The organism is Fontibacillus forbon, from assembly GCF_046559655.1.
In the GTDB taxonomy this organism is placed as follows: domain Bacteria; phylum Bacillota; class Bacilli; order Paenibacillales; family Paenibacillaceae; genus Fontibacillus.
Window position 1 is genome coordinate 563,132 of the sequence record NZ_JBKGFV010000003.1, and the last position, 19,469, is coordinate 582,600.

The window sequence follows — 19,469 nt, forward strand, 5'->3', positions numbered from 1 at the left end:
TGTATCCATGAAAAAGCGCGTCAGAATTACCTTGCTGGTATTTACCGTTGTTGTCGCTCTGGTTCCGATTTTGTTAGATTTCCTGATCGGTCAGGAGGTAGAAGGAAGGTTGCTTTTCATTGCAGGGATATCGCTGATCGTTGCGGTTGCGGCAGCGTGGCTGGCGATCCGCAGCATCGCGGTTCCGCTGGACAGACTGAGCGAAACGGCACGATTGATAGCCCAGGGGGATTTGACGAAGCGCGTGGACGGGTTGAACAGGTCGGATGAAATCGGAGTCCTCAGCAATCATGTGCAACGGATGGTCGATAACTTGAACGATATGATCGTAAGCGTGCGGGACACCACGAATCAGGTATCCGTTTCGGCGCAGCAGCTGTCTGCCGGCGCCGGGCAAACTACGAAGGCGATCGAACATGTTACCGGAGCCATTCAGGAAATGGCCGCCGGCAGCGAGCGGCAAATGAATAATATCGAAGCCGGCATCAAGGGCGTCGAGGAGATGTCCGGCCAGGCCGTAGTCATTTCCGGCCATATCCGGACGTTTACGGAGACGATGGAACGGACCACGGCGGTGGCGGAGGAGGGGAATTCCTCCGTACTCTCCGTCGTTGAGAAAATTGAACATATCCAGCATACCGTCGATGAGCTGGGTACAGTAATTGAGACGTTAGGCGGGCTTACGGAAAATATCGGCGGAATCGTAGAGGTAATTACGGGCATCGCTAAGCAGACGAATATGCTGGCCCTGAATGCATCCATCGAAGCGGCCAGAGCCGGAGAACAGGGAAAAGGCTTTGCCGTGGTAGCTTCCGAAGTTCGCAAGTTGGCCGAAGGGTCGGAGAAATCCGCTCACCAAATTGAAGAACTGATCGGAGCCATTCAGTCGGAGGTGCGCCGCGCCCAGAATTCGATGGAGAATGCCAAAAAAGGCGTTGAAGAAGGTATTGTGGCTGTGGACATTTCCGGGCGTTCCTTCTCGCGAATCCGTAAAGCGGTGCGGGGAACCGGCGAAAAAATTGAAGGCGTGCTGACATCGGCACAGGATTTGGCTGCCGGTGCGGGGCGGGTAACCGAGTCGATGAGCGATATTCGTTCCGTGGCCGAGGAGGTTACGGGAAATACGCAAACCATTTCTGCGGCAGCCGAACAGCAGCTCGCCTCAATGGAAGAAATAGCATCATCCTCGGCGGAACTGTCACGGATGGCTGCGCAACTTCAGGAGCTGGCCGGGAAATTTAAAGTACAGAAAATTTAGCGTTTTCTCTTTGCATCTCCAGGGGCTGTTCTTAAGCATAGTTTGCTTAGGGACAGCCTCATTTTATAAGCATTTACTTCCTTCCCCTTGTCGTTTAATCTGGAACTAACACAAATGCGGCCGCCGTCGGCCATGAAACGGGAGGGAACTACATGGCACGTAGATTGGAAGGGAAAAGAATTGCGCTCACCGGGCCGCGCCGTGCAGAGGAGCTCGGCAAACTGGTCGAAAATTTGGGTGGCATTCCATTGTACAGACCGGCACAAGGGACCGTGCTGCTGAATGATCATGATCTGCGGAACGGCCTCGTCTCCTGGGTGAGTCATCCGCCGGATTGGTCGATATTTACGACAGGGATGGGGATAGACGCCTTGTTCGAGATGGCCGAGGATATGGGGATCGCACAAGACCTGTGGGATATCCTTCGGGACAGCGAAATCGCGGCAAGGGGTTATAAAACGGCGAACGTTTTGAAAAAGCGCCAGCTCGCGCCGCTTGTACGGGATGACGATGGCAGTACGGAAGGGTTGATCCGTGGTCTGGCCGAACATGACTTTCAAGGCAAAGACGTCATTTTGCAGCTTCACGGGGATCCGGCTCCCCGGCTGGCGGCCTGGCTTGAAGAGCGGGGGGCGAGCTGCAGGCAACTGCTTCCGTATCGGCACATCGCCCCGCCGCGTGAGGAGCTCGATCTGCTTCTCTCCGACTTGACCGAGGGCAGGGTTGACGCTGTCACTTTCACGAGCGGACCACAGGTCCGGTTTCTGCTGGAGTATGCGGCCGAACAGGGAAAACGGGAAGCGCTGATGGAGGCTCTGCAGGGACCCGTCATCGCAGTAGCGGTCGGCAAAGTTACGGCGCAAGGGCTGTTTGAGGCAGGCGTCCCGCGCGTGGTAGCTCCGCGCGAGGAGCGCATGGGCAGCATGATGATCGAACTGGCCCGGTATTACGCCGGAGAAGTGGAGCCGCTGTCGGTTAGCCGAAAGAGTACCGCGGACGGCGATGTAAGGGACTAGGTAGAAATTGGCGGAACCATGGGTATTACTAAGGTAAAGGATGCATGCTTTTCGATTCCCTAAAATAGCTTAGAGAGGATGTTAAACATGAGCGATTTATTAAAGAAGGCCATCTCCTTGGGATGGGGGCTTACGATTGTCAGCAAAGAAAAGGTAGAAAGCCTTGTGGACGATTTGGTAAAACGCGGCGAGCTCGCCCCTTCGGAATCCAAGCAGCTTGTGGAGCGTCTGATCGATAAGGGAGCGGAAGAACAAAACCGCTTCAAGGAAATGGTGAATGAACAAGTGAAATCCGTACTGCAATCCATGGGGCTTGTCTCGGCAAAAGAAGTGGAGGAATTGACGCGGCGGGTGGCGGAGCTCGAAATCAAGCTCGCCGAGCTGCAGCAGCCGTAGGCTATGGGCATCCGTGTCCGGCATTCCGGCCGTTATCGTGAGATCGCCATGGCGCTGGGGCGCCATGGCTTCGGCTATATGGCCGAAGAAATCGGGTTGACCAAGCTTTTTGCCGTTCCGCTCCGCTGGATCCATAAGGAGGAGCACGGTAGCTTGTCGCTGGGGGAAAGAATTCGTCTTGTGCTGGAGGAACTTGGCCCGACGTTTATTAAGCTTGGCCAGCTCGCCAGTACAAGGTCCGATTTGCTTCCCGAGCCTATTATCGCGGAACTTGTTAAGCTCCAGGACCAGGTGCCGCCGTTTTCGGCGGCGGAGTCGCTGGCTATTATCGAGCAGGAATTCGGAATGCCTGCTGCCGAATTGCTGCAACAGTTTGATGAAGAACCGATTGCCGCCGCTTCGATCGGACAAGTCCACAAGGGCCGGCTTGTCACCGGGGAGGTCGTGGCCATAAAGATTCAGCGGCCCGGCGTCGTACCTCAAGTCGAGCGGGATCTCGACATTCTCAAAAATCTGACGGCGCTGGCGCAAAGACACTGGCCGTGGGTAAGCCGGTATCAAATTCCGCAAATGGTGGACGAATTCTCCAGATCGATCAGGGCCGAATTGGACTACAGCATCGAAGGACGGAATATGGAGAAAATCCGTAGGCAATTTTTGGACAGCGAGGAGATTTTCATTCCGGCAGTCCATTGGCACTGCTCAACGTCCAAAGTATTGACGATGGATTATGTGGAGGGAGTTCACCTGAATCGCCTCGAGGAACTGCGACAGGGCAGTTTCGAACCTCGCGAAATTGCCGAGCGGCTGGTGAATTCGATGTTGCAGCAGATTTTTGCGGGCGGTTATTTTCATGCCGATCCTCATCCCGGCAATTTGCTGGCAACCCGGGACGGCAAGCTGGCCTTTATCGATTTCGGGATGATCGGACGTTTAAGCGCCGAAATGAGGGATCACCTGTCTTCGCTTGTCATTGCCCTCATGCGGCGCAGTAACGAGGGGATGCTCCGGGCCATATTACGAATGGGTCTGCTGGAGGAAACCCGCGATTTGGACAGCTTGCGTACCGATTTGGATCGGCTTCGTGACCGCTACTATGATATTCCGTTCTCGGAAATCAGTATCGGGGAAGCGTTGAACGATCTGTTCGGCACCGCTCAGCGCCACCGGATCATTTTGCCTCCGGATTTGCTGTTGCTCGGCAAGGCGCTGCTTACGGTGGAAGGGGTCGCGATCAGCCTGGACCCGGAACTGCGGATTCTCGATTTGGCCGAACCGTTCGGCAAAAAGCTGTTGCGCGAAAAATGGTCGAGCCGGCGCTTGGGGAAACAGGCGTTTGACGGGGCCGTCGATTTGGCGGAGGCGCTAACGGGATTCCCGAAGCAGGTAAACCGCCTCTTAACCTTGATCGGCAAAGGGAAATTAAAGATGGATATGAGCATTCCCGAAATGGAGATGTTTATGAAAAAGCTCGATCAAATCGGGAACCGGCTTTCTTTTAGCATCGTGCTGCTTGCTTTCAGCATTATTATGGTCGGACTCATTATCGGCTCGTCATTGACCCGAATGCCCACCCTGCTCTGGAACTTTCCCGCCATCGAAATCGGCTTTGTCGTCGCCTTTTTGATGGTGGTTTGGTTGCTCTATTCTATTTTCCGCTCGGGCAGGTTTTGAGTCGCACATGAATTATGACCCCGCATCCGCGGGGTTTTTGCATGGAATATGGATTAAACTTGTCAGCAGGACGGTATTTCGGACAAATCTCTGTTACAATAAGAAGGCCCGCTTTTAGAACCCGGGCGACCGGGGCAAAATGTGACCATAAAGTGCGGGTTAATAACTAATGAGGTGAACTTTTTTGACAACTTTTCAGAAAATGGGTCTATCGAAGGCCGTTTTACGAATATTGCAGGGTCAGGGGATCGTGAATCCCACGCCCGTCCAGGAAAAGGCGATTCCGGAATTGCTCGCGGGCGAAGATGTAATCGTTCAGGCGCAAACGGGTACCGGCAAGACGCTGGCATTCCTGCTGCCGATTATGGAGAAGATCCGCGCCGACCGCCCGGAAGCGCAGGCGTTGATCATTACGCCGACGCGCGAACTCGCGATTCAGATTACCGCCGAGGCGCGCAAACTGGCTGCGGCTGTCGAGGGCATGTCCGTGCTCGCCGCCTACGGCGGGCAGGATGTGGAGCGCCAGCTCCGCAAGCTCCAGAACGGGACTCAGCTTGTCATCGGTACGCCGGGCCGGTTGCTGGATCATTTGCGCCGCGGCTCGCTGACGTTGGGATCCGTCCGGATGCTTGTGCTGGATGAAGCGGATCAGATGCTGCACATGGGTTTCTTGGCCGAGGTGGAGGAAATTATCCGCCTAGTTCCGCGCAGCCGTCAAACGATGCTGTTCTCGGCGACGATGCCCGATAATGTAAAGCGTCTGGCCAGAACGTATATGCAGCAGCCCCGCGACATCCGGATCGCCGAAACTTCGCGCGTGACGCTGGACAGCATCCGGCAAGTCGTCGTCGAATGCACGGACCGGAACAAGCAGGACGCGCTGATTACGATGATTCGTCAGCACCGTCCGTACCTGGCGGTGATTTTCTGCCGCACGAAACGCCGGGCAAGTACGCTGAACCAGGCGCTGCAGGAGGCGGGCTTCGCTTCGGACGAATTGCATGGCGACCTGTCGCAGTCCAAACGCGAGCAGGTGATGCGCGCGTTCCGCGACGCCAAGCTGGAACTGCTGGTGGCGACGGACGTGGCCGCCCGCGGGATCGACGTCGAGGGCGTGACTCATGTGTTTAACTACGACATTCCGCAGGACGTCGACAGTTACATCCATCGGATCGGCCGGACGGGCCGGGCCGGGGAGAAAGGCATCGCCGTCACATTCGCTGCACCGAAGGACGTGGAGGCGCTCCGGAACATCGAGCGCGGTATCTCCCTTCGCTTGAAGCGGCAGCGGTACGAGAAGAGCGGCGTGACGGATGTAGGCGGCAACGCCAGGGACGGCGGCGGTCAGCAAAGCCGCTCGGGCAGTGATGCCCAGGAGCGCGGCCGGGGTAAAGGCAGCCGCAGTGGCGGGCGCCGCGGCGAGAATGCGGCGGAGGGCCGGCGGAAGCCTGGCACGGCAGGCGGCAGACCGGGCGGCTCGGGACAAGGCGGACGCGGCCAAGGCGGCGGCGCGAAGCGGGGCTCCGGACCTGCATCCGGTCGCGGCGGGCGCGAACAGGGAAGCGGAGGACGACGGGGATCGGGACGGAATGACGGCGGCCGCCGCGGACGTTCGTAGGTCATATTGGAAGATAGGGCCAGTAATTTAGCGATTGTAAAATTATTGGGCCTTTTGGATACGATTGTCAGCAACTAAATTGAACGCCGATGCGTTTTGTATTTGGAAGATTGAAAGAGACTACAACGGGAGGAATTCATCATGAGACATCGGAGTGGTTGGGGAGCGGTATGGACTGCCCTTGTGCTTATGCTTACCGCCGTTTTGTTTACCGGTTGCGCCAGTGATACGGCCGGACCCCAAACCGCAAACCAGACACCGGACACGGAAGCCAACGATACAGGGAACGCAGGATCCGATAATGGGGCAAATGCGGGGAACACCCCGGTGACTAATGACGATGCCGATAGCGGCACCGCCAACGATCCAGGCAACGGTACAAGCAACGTGAAGGATGGAGACGGCGACAAGACCGGAAACGGTACGGATGCCGGTCCGAAAGGCAATGGTTCTTCGCCTGACGATCAAAGCAATGAAGGCAATTCCGGCGACGGAAGCCAAGCGGCTGCCGCCGACGCGGACAGCGTAGCCGTACTGGTCAACAAGGAATTCGCTCTGCCTGAGGACCATAAGCCTGATGATCTTGTTTATCCGGATGTGCGGTTTACATTTAAGGAAAAGATCGAGAAACGGATGATGCGCAGCGAGGCCGCTTCCGCGTTGGAAAAAATGTTTGCCGGCGCCGAGAAGGATGGAATCTACCTGGCGGGCGTATCCGCATATCGTTCCCACAGCACGCAGACGTCATTATTTAACCGGTATGTAAAAAAGGACGGTCTGGAAAAAGCTAAAACCTACAGCGCCGTACCTGGTCACAGTGAGCACGAGACCGGTCTGGCCATCGACGTATCGGGCAGTGACGGCAAATGCGCCGCCGAAGATTGCTTCGGAGATACCGAGGAAGCTAAATGGCTGGCGAAACATGCGCCGGAATATGGCTTCATTATCCGTTATCCTGACGGCAAAGAGGACATTACCGGCTATAAATACGAGCCATGGCATCTGCGTTACGTAGGCACGGATATTGCTGCGGATATCGCGGACCGGGATATTACGCTGGAAGAGTACTATGACGCAGTGCCTGTTTCAGCCAATCCTTAACGAGGGTGCGATGAGGAACTGGTGATTCACGAGCCTTCGGGGCGGGTTATGTAGTAACGAACTTGATAGATTCAGATTCATAACTTCATAACTCCGAAGGAGGCGTTCTGCATGTCCGAGCACAATCACGTGGTTAACAAGGAAGGCGAAACGGCGCTGGGCAGGGTGGATGATGCCCTGAACCGGATGGGCGACGAGCGGAAGGATGAAATTCTGGAAAGCTTTGACACATTTATAAAGTATTTAAGCGAACGGATCGAACTTGCGCAGAATATAGGTTTAAGCGAGGAAACGATGGCGCAGGCGGCCGAGAAAATCGGCGATTACCTGGCAGTCAAGGAGGAGCCGCGAAACCGGGAAGAGAAGCTGTTGCAGGAATTGTGGAAAGCCGGAGACCAAGGTCATCGTCATGCGCTTGCTCATATGCTGGTACGGTTGGCACAGTCCGTTCATTGAACCTAATTTCATGAGATACAGACAATAGGACGCCTGAAAAGGCGTCTTTTTGCATCATGCGTACATAAATTCCTGTTGACAAGTGATAATGATTATCAGTATCTTTAAAAAGTAGCATAATTACGAAAGCTTCGGACCTCTTAGATCAAGGTCATTATAGAAAGGAAGATGGTCATGGCATCATTGAAGACCTCTCATTTGGATATTGCGTACGAGGACCGGCTGATTGTCCAAGATTTGAATATATCGATTCCCCAGGGGAAGATTACGGCTCTGGTAGGGGCCAACGGATCGGGGAAATCGACGATATTGAAGACGATGGCCCGGATTCTGCAGCCTAAAGGAGGCAGCGTTCTGCTCGACGGGAAGTCGATTCATAAGCAGTCGACCCGGGAAGTCGCCAAGCAGCTCGCGATTTTGCCGCAAAATCCAACGGCTCCGGAAGGTCTGTCGGTGTATGAATTGGTGTCTTACGGCCGGTTTCCGCATCAAAAAGGGTTTGGCGGATTAAAAGCGGAAGATCGTCAGATTATCGACTGGGCGATCGAGGCGACCCGAATGAATGAATTTAGCGATCGCGCTCTGGAACAGTTGTCCGGCGGACAGCGGCAACGGGCTTGGATTGCCATGGCGCTGGCGCAGGAAACGGATATTTTGTTCCTCGATGAGCCGACGACATTTTTGGATATGGCGCATCAGTTGGAAGTATTGCAGCTCCTCGAAGAATTGAACGCCGAATCGAGTCGGACGATCGTCATGGTTGTCCACGATTTGAACCACGCCGCGCGTTACGCACATCATATGATTGCGATCAAGAAGGGCGAAGCGGTTGCCGTCGGTGTTCCTGAAGAAGTCGTTACTTCCGATGTATTGCGTGAGGTGTTCGGTATTGAAGCGGATATTGTAACGGATCCGCGCAGCGGAGTTCCGCTCTGTCTTCCTTACGAGCTGTACCGTGCAGCGACGGAAGGAAAGGTGCGGTCCGGCAAAAAAGGAGATTTGGCCAACAAAGTTGCCTCGATCCTGTAAGGGAAGTTGCCGGTTATATTACAGGAGGCGAAATTATGAATATTGATTTCGGGTTGCTCGATCGGGCTCTTTCCGTTGTAACGGAAAAAAGAGAGAATGCCCTGTTTACGATTCCGGCGGAAATGCTGCTTGATCGTGAGCAGGCAGAGCGTCTGCTTACATTCTATCAAGAGCAAATCAAAGGGCGGGATATCCAGGTCGCTGCCACCTATTATGCGGCATGCTGGCGGGTCATTCCTGCGGCTATTCTGTACATGATCTCGAGTTGCGAGGGGTGCGTGGATTGGTCGCTCAAAAACCTCGTTATTCAGATCGACATTGTGAATGGATATCCGCGGTTTTTCTTCGTGCTGAAGGATTCCGCCGAGAACCCCTGGCCTTCGAAAGAACGGGATGGATGGCGCAATGAGGTCCTGGGGGCTTTTGTAAGGGACACGCTCCGGCCTGTGTTGGAAACGGCTGCAGTGATATCGGGACTACCGGTGGCGCAGCTGTGGGGGCAAATGCCGCTTGGCGTTGAATTTTATCTGGATTATATGGGGAACCAGATCGAGAATCCCTCCTGTAAGGAAACATTTAAGGCACAGTACGCTTATTTGGCCAGAACCCTGGATGCAGCGTGGTTCGGTTTGAAGCGGAATCCTTTTGACTTGAAGGAGATCTGGATCGATGACCCGTATCGTCCCGGCGAGCAAACCCGGATGAAGCCGACTTGCTGTCTGGCTTATCGTACAGACACGGGGCATGGCTATTGCTACGGTTGTCCAAAGTTGTCGAAGAGTGACCGCGAAGCTAAGCGAAAAGAAATCATGGCTGCCGCTAAAGCGTCATCGTAGCCACAATGATTTACATAAAAAAGGGGCGCGTGCGGCCCGGCTGCTCGCGCCGAACGCGAACCGCAAGCTGACGGTGCTCTCGGCCCTGCTCGGGGCCGTGTTCCTGGTGCTTGCGGACATCGTCGACCGCGTGCAGCCTGCCGCGCCGAAGGGAATCTCGTCCGGCTTGGTCGTAGCCCTGCTCGGCGCGCCGTACTTCCTGTGGCTGATGCGGACGGCCGGTGCGCGATCCGCCTCCAAATTAAATCAACAACCCGACCGTAGTGAACCGCTCGGGTTTTTCTGCTCATTCAAGTGAACTCACCGTATGAGTCCTCTTAAGTTTCATGTTAAGTCACATGACCTCCCGCCTCATTGGAGTTTTTCCAATGCGGCAGTACTTGGTGGTTGCTCCGATTATCTTTGATTGGAGATATTCCAACGAAAATGAACGTTTAGCCGCTCATTTGTACGTGAAAGTCCTTTTTGATTGGATTTTGTCCAACCAAGCATAGAAGAGAATATGTTTGCCGCTAATTGGTTGGAAAATATCCAATCACCAACCAGCAGGCGCACTCGCATTTATCAAACTAATCACACGCACCACACGCACCACACGCATCACATGCATTACATGCATCACACGCACCACACGCACCACACGCACCACACGCATCACATGCATCACATGCACCACACGCATTACATGTATCACACGCACCACACGAATTACACGCACCACACGCACCACACGCACCACACGCATCACACGCATCACATGCATTACATGCATTCATGTATCACACGCACCACGCGAATTACACGCACCACACGCATCACATGCATCACACGCACCACACGCATTACATGCATTACATGCATCACACGCACCACACGCATCACATGCACCACACCCATCAACAAGCATCACACATATCACACATATCACAAGCATCACCAGCATCACATGCATCCCCAAGCATCACAAGCATCCCTGCAATGTCTTAGCGGACATGCTACGGACGCCTACGCCAATCATACCCTCCACTTTTGCTCTCCTTCCCTTATATGTAGCTCTCAAGCATTAAAGCCATCTCACTAGTTACATCAGTTAGTTCCCCAGGGAGTGATTATTTTTGCGCATAAACGACAACAATAAGCTGAATTTGATTTAACGAATGTCTGAGCATGATCTTCTTGGCATTGTGGTCGGGATCGGAGACAGTGTTAAGAGAAGGTCGCATTCTTATATAAATACTTAAAATTGTGAATATTTTTCGAACCACAGATTTACCTCTTGCAATGTGAAAAATGTCACACTATAATAAGAGTATCAGGTGAACGATATCACAAACTTTTAAAATTGTAAGTTACAAAAATCACAAATAAACCCCGAATTATGAAAAATTAGACTGAGGGGACCCTAGGAGGAAGAAACCATGAAAGTAGCAGTTATCGGATGTACTCACGCAGGAACAGCAGCCATTGTCAATACAGCCAAGCTTTACCCGGAAGCGGAAATCACGGTGTATGAGCGTAATGATAACATTTCGTTTCTGTCGTGCGGGATCGCCCTTTACGTAGGCGGCATGGTTAAAGATCCTCAAGGACTGTTTTATTCGTCGCCGGAACAACTCGCCGAGCTGGGTGTTAAAACAAACATGCGCCATGAAGTGACTTCGGTCGATGCAGCCGGAAAAACGCTGCGCGCGCGCAACTTGACTACCGGGGAAGAGTTTATCGACTCGTTCGACAAGCTGATCGTGACTACAGGCTCGTGGCCGATCGTGCCGAAGTTTGAAGGAATTGAGCTGGAAAATATTTTGCTCTCGAAAAACTTCAACCATTCGAATACGATCATTGAGAAGGCGCAGCAAGCCAAGAATATCGTGGTTGTGGGCGCAGGTTATATCGGCGTCGAGCTGGTCGAGGCGTTCCAGTTGAACGGTAAACAGGTGACGCTGATCGATGCGGAAGATCGCATTTTGAGCAAGTATTTGGATGCCGAATATACGGATAAAATCGAGGAGTCGCTCCGCGAACACGGAATTACCCTTGCCTTAGGCGAGAAAGTTACAAGATTCACAGGCGAAAACGGCAAAGTGGCTCAAGTAGTCACCGACCGCGGCCAATACGACGCCGACCTCGTTATTATGTGCATCGGTTTCCGACCGAACACCGAACTGCTCAAAGGGCAAGTCGATATGCTCGGCAACGGCGCGATCATCGTGGATGAATATATGCGGACCAGCGCGCCGGATGTATATGCGGCAGGCGACAGCTGCGCGGTTTTCTATAACCCGACGAAAAAGCATGCCTACATTCCGCTCGCAACCAACGCGGTTCGGATGGGAACGCTGGTAGCCCGCAACCTGGTGGCACCAACCGTGAAGTATATGGGAACCCAAGGGACATCGGGCATCAAAATTTACGAGGACAACATCGCGGGAACCGGGATGACGGAGGCTTCGGCCAAGGAAGCCGGAATCGATGCGGAAGCGGTAATGATCACTGACAACTACCGTCCGGAGTTTATGCCGACCCATGAACCAGTGATGCTGAAAGTGGTATATGAAAAAGCAACAAGACGCATTCTGGGTGCGCAGATCATGTCGAAGGTAGACTTGACGCAATCGATCAACACCATCTCGGTTTGCATCCAGAACGGCATGAAGATGGAAGAGCTTGCGTTCGTCGATTTCTTCTTCCAGCCGCATTACAACAAACCATGGAACTTCCTGAACAGCGCGGGTCTTGGAGCATTGCCGGAAGTACCGGCACGTGAAACGGTTCAAGCTTAACCGCCTTATAACGATTTAGTCTCGAACAGCCTCCGCAGGACTCGATTCTGCAGGGGCTGTTTTCTTTTTACATATGTTGCTGTCAGGTAGGACTTCCATTTTTAGTGTGAAAAAATTCACTTTATGTAAGCGGTGTCGTGACTTATGTTACTTATTGGACGCCAAGGCTCAAGTTACAATAACAGGGGAACAGGGGAGTTTACAAACAAGTCCTAAAGGAGAATGAATGATGGCTTACAATAAACCCGATCAAATTGCCAAAGTGACGGTTGAAATGGGTATCAAAAAAGCTCACAATCCATTGTTGACGGTTTTGATTCTTGGATTTCTGGGCGGTGCTTTTATCGCCCTCGGATTCTTGCTTGATATACGCGTTATTGCAGGAGCTCCGAAAGAATGGGGAAGCATCGCGACCTTTATCGGCGCGGCGGTGTTTCCGATCGGACTGATCCTGGTGCTGCTTGCCGGCGGGGAATTGCTGACGGGGAATATGATGGCGGTGCCGTTATCCCGGATGGCCAAAAAAATAACGACAGGCGAAATGTGCAAAAACCTGGTGCTGATTACAATTAGCAATTTTGTAGGTGCTCTGTTCGTCGCTTACTTTTTCGGGCATGTCGTCGGATTGACCTCCAGCGGCGTTTATTTGGAGAAACTCGTGGATATGGCGGGACATAAGCTGGATGACAGCTTCCTTCAGGCATTCGTGTCGGGGATCGGCTGTAACTGGCTCGTCGCGCTTGCCGTATGGCTCTCCTACGGAGCGGATAATATGAGCGGTAAAATTCTCGGGATCTGGTTTCCTACAATGGCGTTCGTCGCGATTGGATTCCAGCACGTTGTAGCCAATATGTTCCTGATTCCGGCGGCAATATTCGAAGGTTATTTCTCTTGGGGAGAATACTTCAAAAATTTCGTGCCGGTATGGCTGGGCAATCTGACGGGCGGCGCCTTGTTTGTAGCTGCGGCTTACTGGATGGCCTATTTGAAAGACAAGGGTGCACCGGCGGCTTCTCCGGGCGAACATGCGGCGGGAAATGTAGCTGCAACCACCAACAAATCGGCTTAACCGGAATATCTGAATAAGATCAATTAGTCTGCCGCCTCTCAATGAGGCGGCTTTTTTATGTTTGTATGCTAGTTGTCGCTGCTGTCTCCACCGTTACCACGCCTCCTCAGCATTTCGTTCGTTGGAAATATCCAGTCAAGTGTTAGATGTAACTGACAAGAGACTGTCCTCGTTGGATATTTCCATGCTGGCTGGCGTAACGCTTTCCCCTGCTCCCGCCGTGCTCCGCAAGCCCCGCCGTATTCCCCAAGCTCCGCCGAGCTCCTCTGTTTTCCAAGGAGTTGCTATGCGCATTTTTCCACCCTCCTTCCAGTAGACAGGGGCGAGGCTTTTTTCTACAATAAATGAATCAGGAGGGGATGGTTGCATGATCCGAGAGGAGAACGGAATATTTCCCGCGGTGTGTCCGCTTGATTGCCCGGATACCTGTGGTTTGCTATTGCATAAAGAGAACGGAAAAATCGTGAAAGTAACGGGGAACCCCGATCATCCGATTACGCAGGGTGCGATCTGCAACAAAGTGCGGAACATGGCCGAGCGGGTTTATCATCCGGAGCGTGTGCTGCATCCGATGAGACGCATTGGCGCAAAAGGTGAGGGGAAATTTGAAGCCATCAGCTGGGATGAAGCGATTGCGGAAATTGCCGGACGGTATCGGGAGCTGATTTCGGAGCACGGACCGGAAAGCATTTTGCCATATAACTTTTACGGCAATATGGGAATTCTTAGCGTGGAAGGGATGGACAAGCGGTTTTTTAACCGGCTGGGGTCTTCCAAGCTGCATCGGGCGATTTGCACGGCGGCGGGAAATACCGGCTGGAACTATACAATGGGGTTTGGCGGAGGCGTTAGTCCGGAGGATACGGTAAAAGCGAAGCTGATCATAGTATGGGGAGGCAATCTCGTAAGTACGAATATGCATCAGATTGCTCTGATCGAGAAGGCCCGGAAGCAGGGCGCGAAGCTGGTGGTGATCGATGTTCACCGCAACCGTACCGGCCAGAGAGCAGACTGGTTCATCCCGCTTTATCCGGGGACGGACAGCGCGCTTGCGCTCGGCATGATGCATGTACTGTTTGCACGGAACCTGGTGAACGAAGGGTTTCTTGAACAATATACCATTGGCCATGATGAGCTTCGCGAACATGTGAAAACCTATACGCCGGAGCGCGTGTCGGCGATTACCGGGGTACCCGCCGGAGATATTGAAGCCCTGGCGGTGATGTATGCGGAGACTTCGCCCGCTTACATTCATATGGGCAACGGGCTTCAGCATCATGACAACGGCGGGATGGCGATTCGCACGATCAGCTGCCTGCCGGCGCTGACCGGCCAGTGGCTTGTTTCGGGCGGCGGTGCGTTCAAGTCGAACGGCGCTTACGCCAATATGAATTCCGATGCGTTGGAACTCCCGGATTTAAGGCGAGATGACAATGTACGGACGATCAACATGAACCGGATCGGCGAAGCGCTGCTTACCCTGGATCCGCCCATCCGGGCCATGTTCGTTTACTGCTCGAATCCGGCCGTGGTGGCGCCGGACACGGGCAAGGTCGAGCGGGGCTTAAGCCGGGAAGACCTGTTTACGGTAGTCCATGATTTATTTCTGACCGATACGGCCAAGTATGCGGACATCGTACTGCCGGCGACGTCGACCTTTGAGAACACGGATCTGTACAGCTCGTACTGGCATCATTATGTTCAGCTTCAGGAGCCGGTCATTCCGGCACAGGGCGAGAGCAAAAGCAATGTGGAGGTGTTCCGCCTGCTGGCCGAGGCCATGGGCTTTGAAGAAGAAGCCTTCCGGGATACGGAAGAAGATATGATCCGGCAGGCGCTGGATTTTTCGGAGAATCCTTATTTGGACGGGATTACGCTGGAAGGCTTAAAGGAACATCGATTTGTGAAGCTGGACATGCGGCATCGGGAGCGCTATCTTGATATGCTCACGACGCCTTCGGGCAAAATCGAATTATATTCGGCAAAAATGGCGGAAGCGGGGCTTCCTCCGTTGCCGACGTACATCCCGCTTCAAGAAGGATACGACGGAGAGAACCGGCCCGGGGATAAGGCGACTTATCCGCTCATGTTCGTTTCGCCGCCGAATCACAGCTTTTTGAACTCGACCTTCGGCAATGTGGAGAAGCTGAAAACGCTGGAGAAAAGTCCGGTGCTGCAAATTCATCCGGAGGATGCGGCGGCGCGCGGCATTGAGGATGGCGACGAGGTCGTTGTCTGGAACGACAGGGGCAGCTACCAAGTCAAGGCAGCTGTCGAAAGCAAAATGCTGCCGGGCACGGTAGTGAGCCAGGGCTTATGGTGGGAGCAGGGCGGCCGGCGCCGACGCGTTAACACCCTTACGCCCGACCGGCTCGCCGATATGGGCGGCGGGGCTGTCTTTTTCTCAACCGTTGTCGATGTAAAGCGTCAATAAATGTACTTGCGAAATTCGGCCCATTTAAGCGATACTATGATAATCTGGGCTGCATATACTTACATTCACTGATAAAAATGGCGGTGACAAGGGAGCCTGAATGAGGCTCCTTTGTCATTTTTTTATAATCTGCAGAAATTACGGGTGTTAAGGGCTTAGCAAGGGGGGAGAGATAGAGAATGAAATGGTTACAGTCTTATCCGCGGGAAGTAAAGATTTTTCTTGTCGCCAGTCTGATCAGCTCGGCCGGAGGATCTTTGATGTGGCCGCTGATCACGATGTTCGTGTTCAAGGTGCTGGGGCGGACGGTCACGGATGCCGGTCTGGTGATCCTGGTCATGTCGCTGGGCGGTATCGCCGGACAAGTTCTCGGGGGCTCGTTATATCATAAACTGGGCGTGAAAAAGCTGATCGTCGGCGGCGTGGGGTTAAACGCTCTATTCCTGCTTCTGCTTCCGCTCGGCAGCGGGAATTGGTCTCTGTTTATGCTGCTCATGGGGCTGATCGGCTTCTTTAACGCTTTGTCCATGCCGGCTATTCAAGCTTTTATCGGCTTCCGCTTTGCGGAGCGGCGGGGAGAATTATTTAATGTCATCTATGTTGCGAACAATATAGGGGTGGCCCTGGGGACCGCGCTTAGCGGCTTTTTGGCCCGTATTTCCTATGATATGAGCTTTATTTTGAATGGGGCGACTTCGGCGGCTTTTGCTCTTTTCTTCTGGATTTATTTGAACAAGGTTCAAAAAAACGAGGGCAAGATGCACCTCGAAAAACGCAAAGCAACCCCCGAGGGACAAAATACCTGGCATTTGTTGAGCAGGTACAATGTTTATTTGTTCATGGGGATCGGTTCCTTCTTTCTTTGGCTCGGTAACTGCGTTTGGAACAACGGGGTATCTCCGTTTACGATCTCGAACGGCATGCCGGAGTGGAATTACAGCATTCTCTGGACGCTGAACGGGGTGCTGATCTTTATCGGACAGCCGTTTATTCTTTGGATTAAACGGACTTTTGCCGGATCGGCCGAAGCGCAATTAACGGCGAGCGCGATATTTTATTTACTGGGTTATGTAACTATCCTCGGTTTTCACACCTATCCCGGTATGGTGTTTGCCATGGTGTTGACTACCTTTGGGGAAATGCTGATTTCTCCGGCGATTCCCTCGTTTATATCGGACCGGACGGGCAAATCGGCGCCGTTCTATCTGGGCGTGGTCGGCGGGATGGGCGCCGCGGGCAAAGTGGTAGGCCCTTACGCCATGGGCGTCTTGTTCGACTGGAACGGGCTCATCCCGGTAGCCTGGCTCGCGGTCGCGATTTCTGTGCTCGCCGTGATAGCGTTTCTGGTCCATGCCTATATGAACCGTGACGCTAAGGGCGAAATCACGCATGCGGCGTAGGCCTGCATTTTTGTGTATAATCTGATTTAACTCACTTAGTTTTGTTGGAAGGAAAGGAAGTGGGAACCTGTGTCTGATTTCATCTGGATTCGTTTGTCGCAAATGGGCGATGCGGGAGCGCTTATGGAGCTTGACTCGCTGGTTTGGGACGAGCACTCGACCCCCGCGCAAATTGAATGGAAGTCCCGGGAGCATTATTTGCAGAAATGCCCGCCAGGGAGCCAGCTCATCGCCGGTATTGGCGAGGAGATTTGCGGGTATTTGGGATTTGATTTCCCGACTCCCCTGGAGAGTAATCGCCACGTATACGACATTAATATCGCCATTCATCCCGCGTACCAGAGACGCGGCGTAGGCCGCAAGCTGATGGAGGCCGTCAAGCAACATGCCGCCAATCAAGGAATCCGCAAGCTCTCTTTGCGCGTTCTCGCGAGTAATTCGGAGGCGTTCGCTTTTTATCAAAGCTGCGGATTTATGGAGCAAGGCCGGCTTGTCGAAGAATTTTACCTGGACGGGCAGTATGTCGATGACATTCTGATGTGGTGTCCCATAGAAGCGGCATTGAACATTTGACGAGATATCGGTATATTTATAAGAAGAAAAATCGGAGAATATAAATCAGAGATTCCATGAACGGAAAGGTTGATCACCGTGGAGAACAACAACTGTACCCCTCCCAATTTCATCAAAAACATTATTACCGAAGATTTGAAAAACGGCAAAGTGGAAACTGTCGTGACCCGCTTTCCGCCGGAGCCGAACGGTTACCTGCATATCGGGCATGCCAAAGCGATTTGGATTAACTTTACGCTGGCCGATGAATTCGGCGGCCGGACGAATTTGAGGTTCGATGACACGAACCCGGTCAAAGAGGACATCGAATACGTCAACTCTATCAAGGAGGACGTGAAATGGCTCGGTTTTGACTGGGAAGATCTTCGCTTCGCATCGGACTATTTTGAAGAAATGTATAATCGTGCGGTTGTGCTGATCAATAAGGGCAAAGCATACGTGGACGATCTCAGCGCCGACCAAATCCGCGAGACGCGCGGAACGCTGACCGAACCGGGGCAAAACAGCCCTTACCGGGACCGTTCGGTCGAAGAAAATCTGGACCTGTTCGCACGGATGCGTGCCGGCGAGTTCAAGGACGGGGAAAAAGTGCTTCGCGCCAAGATCGATATGGCTTCGCCGAACATCAATCTTCGGGACCCGGTTATCTATCGGATCGTACATGCTTCCCATCACAACACCGGTGACAAATGGTGCATTTATCCGATGTATACGTTCGCCCATCCGCTGGAGGACGCGATTGAAGGCGTTACGCACTCCCTCTGCTCCACCGAGTTCGAGGATCAACGCCCGTTTTATGATTGGGTGATCGCCGAGACGGAAATGCCGAGCGTACCGCGCCAATATGAGTTCGGGCGGCTCAATCTCGAGCAAACCGTAACGAGTAAGCGGAAGCTGAAAATGCTCGTCGACGAAGGGGTTGTCGACGGCTGGGACGATCCGCGCATGCCGACGATTTCGGGCCTTCGCCGCCGGGGTTATACGCCGGAAGCAATCAAGTCCTTTGTATTTGAAACAGGGATCTCCAAAGCATACGGCTCCATCGATCTGAAAATGCTGGAACATTTTATCCGGGAGGACCTGAAGCTGAAAGCACCGCGCACGATGGCGGTCGTTGACCCGTTGAAGGTGGTTATCACGAATTATCCGGAGGGACAAACGGAACTGCTTGAAGCCGAGAACAACAGTGAAAACGAAGAGATGGGCAACCGTCAAATTCCGTTTTCCCGCGAAATTTATATCGAACGCGACGACTTTATGGAGAATCCGCCGAGCAAGTACTTCCGGCTGTTCCCCGGCAACGAAGTCCGTTTGAAGCATGCTTACTTCATTAAGTGCAACGACGTGATTAAAGACGAGAACGGCAATGTGGTGGAAATCCACTGCACCTATGATCCCGAAACCAAGAGCGGCAGCGGTTTTACCGGCCGCAAGGTCAAAGGCACGATCCATTGGGTGGAAGCAAGCCAGGCGGTACCGGCCGAATTCCGGCTGTATGAGCCGCTGATTCTCGACGAAGAGGTAGACGAGGAAGGCGGGGAAGAGAAGCCGTTCTTGGAACGGATCAACCCTAACTCGCTGACTATCATGCACGGCTTTGTGGAGCCGGGAATGAAGGACGCGCAGCCGCAGGACAAATTCCAATTTTTCCGTCATGGCTATTTCAACGTTGATTTCAAATACTCGACCCCGGGACATCCGGTGTTTAACCTGATTGTTTCGCTAAAAAGCTCGTTTCAACTGCCGAAATAATCCTGCAGCATGAAACCGCAGATAAGTAAAAAGAACCCTCATATCGCTTTAATAGCGGTATTGAGGGTTCTTTGTTT

18 protein-coding genes are annotated in these 19,469 nt (G+C 53.2%); 16 read left to right on the plus strand and 2 right to left on the minus strand.

Features of this window, described 5'->3' with window-relative positions; genetic code table 11:
• The first annotated feature begins 7 nt into the window (after positions 1–7).
• The 10 genes from ACLB09_RS14615 to ACLB09_RS14660 all read left to right on the plus strand — a co-directional run bounded on the left by ACLB09_RS14615 (position 8) and on the right by ACLB09_RS14660 (position 9,682).
• Positions 8–1,258 carry a methyl-accepting chemotaxis protein gene (locus ACLB09_RS14615; protein WP_410770563.1) on the plus strand — a complete coding sequence of 417 codons (1,251 nt, stop codon included), beginning with the start codon at positions 8–10 and terminating at the stop codon, positions 1,256–1,258.
• A 152-nt stretch (positions 1,259–1,410) separates the two neighbouring features.
• A complete protein-coding gene (locus ACLB09_RS14620; RefSeq protein WP_410770564.1) occupies positions 1,411–2,274 on the plus strand; it encodes a uroporphyrinogen-III synthase in 864 nt (287 codons plus the stop codon).
• Between the two features lie 87 nt (positions 2,275–2,361).
• The gene (locus ACLB09_RS14625; RefSeq protein ID WP_410770565.1) at positions 2,362–2,670 is read left to right on the plus strand and encodes a phasin family protein; all 309 of its coding nucleotides are present in this window, start codon (positions 2,362–2,364) and stop codon (positions 2,668–2,670) included.
• A 3-nt stretch (positions 2,671–2,673) separates the two neighbouring features.
• A complete protein-coding gene (locus ACLB09_RS14630; protein WP_410770566.1) occupies positions 2,674–4,344 on the plus strand; it encodes an ABC1 kinase family protein in 1,671 nt (556 codons plus the stop codon).
• A gap of 184 nt (positions 4,345–4,528) precedes the next feature.
• A complete protein-coding gene (locus ACLB09_RS14635) occupies positions 4,529–5,962 on the plus strand; it encodes a DEAD/DEAH box helicase (RefSeq protein ID WP_410770567.1) in 1,434 nt (477 codons plus the stop codon).
• A 141-nt stretch (positions 5,963–6,103) separates the two neighbouring features.
• Complete coding sequence (locus tag ACLB09_RS14640; RefSeq protein ID WP_410770568.1) at positions 6,104–7,063, plus strand: M15 family metallopeptidase; 960 nt, start codon at positions 6,104–6,106, stop codon at positions 7,061–7,063.
• 111 nt (positions 7,064–7,174) lie between these two features.
• Complete coding sequence (locus ACLB09_RS14645) at positions 7,175–7,519, plus strand: DUF3243 domain-containing protein (protein WP_410770569.1); 345 nt, start codon at positions 7,175–7,177, stop codon at positions 7,517–7,519.
• Between the two features lie 174 nt (positions 7,520–7,693).
• Entirely contained in the window at positions 7,694–8,548 is an 855-nt protein-coding gene (locus ACLB09_RS14650; RefSeq protein ID WP_410770570.1) for an ABC transporter ATP-binding protein, read from the plus strand.
• 35 nt (positions 8,549–8,583) lie between these two features.
• A complete protein-coding gene (locus tag ACLB09_RS14655; protein WP_410770571.1) occupies positions 8,584–9,384 on the plus strand; it encodes a hypothetical protein in 801 nt (266 codons plus the stop codon).
• Positions 9,329–9,682: an iron chelate uptake ABC transporter family permease subunit gene (locus ACLB09_RS14660; RefSeq protein WP_410770572.1), complete on the plus strand. Its 354-nt coding sequence runs from the start codon at positions 9,329–9,331 to the stop codon at positions 9,680–9,682. The genes ACLB09_RS14655 and ACLB09_RS14660 overlap by 56 nt, the downstream gene beginning before the upstream one ends.
• A gap of 237 nt (positions 9,683–9,919) precedes the next feature.
• Here ACLB09_RS14660 and ACLB09_RS14665 read toward each other — a convergent pair whose 3' ends face one another.
• Complete coding sequence (locus ACLB09_RS14665; protein WP_410770573.1) at positions 9,920–10,156, minus strand: hypothetical protein; 237 nt, start codon at positions 10,154–10,156, stop codon at positions 9,920–9,922.
• A 646-nt stretch (positions 10,157–10,802) separates the two neighbouring features.
• Between ACLB09_RS14665 and ACLB09_RS14670 the strand changes: the two genes are divergently transcribed.
• Both ACLB09_RS14670 and ACLB09_RS14675 read left to right on the plus strand, forming a co-directional pair.
• Positions 10,803–12,164: an FAD-dependent oxidoreductase gene (locus ACLB09_RS14670; RefSeq protein ID WP_410770574.1), complete on the plus strand. Its 1,362-nt coding sequence runs from the start codon at positions 10,803–10,805 to the stop codon at positions 12,162–12,164.
• 229 nt (positions 12,165–12,393) lie between these two features.
• A complete protein-coding gene (locus ACLB09_RS14675) occupies positions 12,394–13,233 on the plus strand; it encodes a formate/nitrite transporter family protein (RefSeq protein WP_410770575.1) in 840 nt (279 codons plus the stop codon).
• A 135-nt stretch (positions 13,234–13,368) separates the two neighbouring features.
• On the opposite strand, the gene ACLB09_RS14680 is transcribed toward ACLB09_RS14675, so the two are convergent.
• The gene (locus ACLB09_RS14680; protein ID WP_410770576.1) at positions 13,369–13,527 is read right to left on the minus strand and encodes a hypothetical protein; all 159 of its coding nucleotides are present in this window, start codon (positions 13,525–13,527) and stop codon (positions 13,369–13,371) included.
• 73 nt (positions 13,528–13,600) lie between these two features.
• On the opposite strand from ACLB09_RS14680, the gene ACLB09_RS14685 reads away from it, so the two are divergent.
• From ACLB09_RS14685 to ACLB09_RS14700, 4 genes are all read left to right on the plus strand, one after another.
• Positions 13,601–15,667, plus strand: coding sequence for a molybdopterin-containing oxidoreductase family protein (locus tag ACLB09_RS14685; RefSeq protein WP_410770577.1), 2,067 nt, complete (start codon positions 13,601–13,603; stop codon positions 15,665–15,667).
• A 179-nt stretch (positions 15,668–15,846) separates the two neighbouring features.
• On the plus strand, positions 15,847–17,067 hold the full coding sequence (locus tag ACLB09_RS14690; RefSeq protein ID WP_410770578.1) for an MFS transporter: 1,221 nt from the start codon (positions 15,847–15,849) through the stop codon (positions 17,065–17,067).
• Between the two features lie 102 nt (positions 17,068–17,169).
• Entirely contained in the window at positions 17,170–17,640 is a 471-nt protein-coding gene (locus tag ACLB09_RS14695; protein ID WP_410770782.1) for a GNAT family N-acetyltransferase, read from the plus strand.
• Between the two features lie 69 nt (positions 17,641–17,709).
• The gene (locus tag ACLB09_RS14700; RefSeq protein ID WP_410770579.1) at positions 17,710–19,392 is read left to right on the plus strand and encodes a glutamine--tRNA ligase/YqeY domain fusion protein; all 1,683 of its coding nucleotides are present in this window, start codon (positions 17,710–17,712) and stop codon (positions 19,390–19,392) included.
• Positions 19,393–19,469: the final 77 nt, after the last annotated feature.

What these genes read in the sequence shown, in the direction of transcription:
- ACLB09_RS14620 (WP_410770564.1), top strand. Translation starts at nt 1,411, where the DNA reads ATGGCACGTAGATTGGAAGGGAAAAGAATTGCGCTCACCGGGCCGCGC.
- ACLB09_RS14695 (WP_410770782.1), top strand. Translation starts at nt 17,170, where the DNA reads ATGGGCGATGCGGGAGCGCTTATGGAGCTTGACTCGCTGGTTTGGGAC.
- ACLB09_RS14655 (WP_410770571.1), top strand. Translation starts at nt 8,584, where the DNA reads ATGAATATTGATTTCGGGTTGCTCGATCGGGCTCTTTCCGTTGTAACG.
- ACLB09_RS14665 (WP_410770573.1), bottom strand. Translation starts at nt 10,156, where the DNA reads ATGCATGTAATGCATGTGATGCGTGTGATGCGTGTGGTGCGTGTGGTG.
- ACLB09_RS14625 (WP_410770565.1), top strand. Translation starts at nt 2,362, where the DNA reads ATGAGCGATTTATTAAAGAAGGCCATCTCCTTGGGATGGGGGCTTACG.
- ACLB09_RS14675 (WP_410770575.1), top strand. Translation starts at nt 12,394, where the DNA reads ATGGCTTACAATAAACCCGATCAAATTGCCAAAGTGACGGTTGAAATG.
- ACLB09_RS14685 (WP_410770577.1), top strand. Translation starts at nt 13,601, where the DNA reads ATGATCCGAGAGGAGAACGGAATATTTCCCGCGGTGTGTCCGCTTGAT.
- ACLB09_RS14650 (WP_410770570.1), top strand. Translation starts at nt 7,694, where the DNA reads ATGGCATCATTGAAGACCTCTCATTTGGATATTGCGTACGAGGACCGG.
- ACLB09_RS14680 (WP_410770576.1), bottom strand. Translation starts at nt 13,527, where the DNA reads ATGCGCATAGCAACTCCTTGGAAAACAGAGGAGCTCGGCGGAGCTTGG.
- ACLB09_RS14640 (WP_410770568.1), top strand. Translation starts at nt 6,104, where the DNA reads ATGAGACATCGGAGTGGTTGGGGAGCGGTATGGACTGCCCTTGTGCTT.
- ACLB09_RS14630 (WP_410770566.1), top strand. Translation starts at nt 2,674, where the DNA reads ATGGGCATCCGTGTCCGGCATTCCGGCCGTTATCGTGAGATCGCCATG.
- ACLB09_RS14690 (WP_410770578.1), top strand. Translation starts at nt 15,847, where the DNA reads ATGAAATGGTTACAGTCTTATCCGCGGGAAGTAAAGATTTTTCTTGTC.
- ACLB09_RS14615 (WP_410770563.1), top strand. Translation starts at nt 8, where the DNA reads ATGAAAAAGCGCGTCAGAATTACCTTGCTGGTATTTACCGTTGTTGTC.
- ACLB09_RS14645 (WP_410770569.1), top strand. Translation starts at nt 7,175, where the DNA reads ATGTCCGAGCACAATCACGTGGTTAACAAGGAAGGCGAAACGGCGCTG.
- ACLB09_RS14670 (WP_410770574.1), top strand. Translation starts at nt 10,803, where the DNA reads ATGAAAGTAGCAGTTATCGGATGTACTCACGCAGGAACAGCAGCCATT.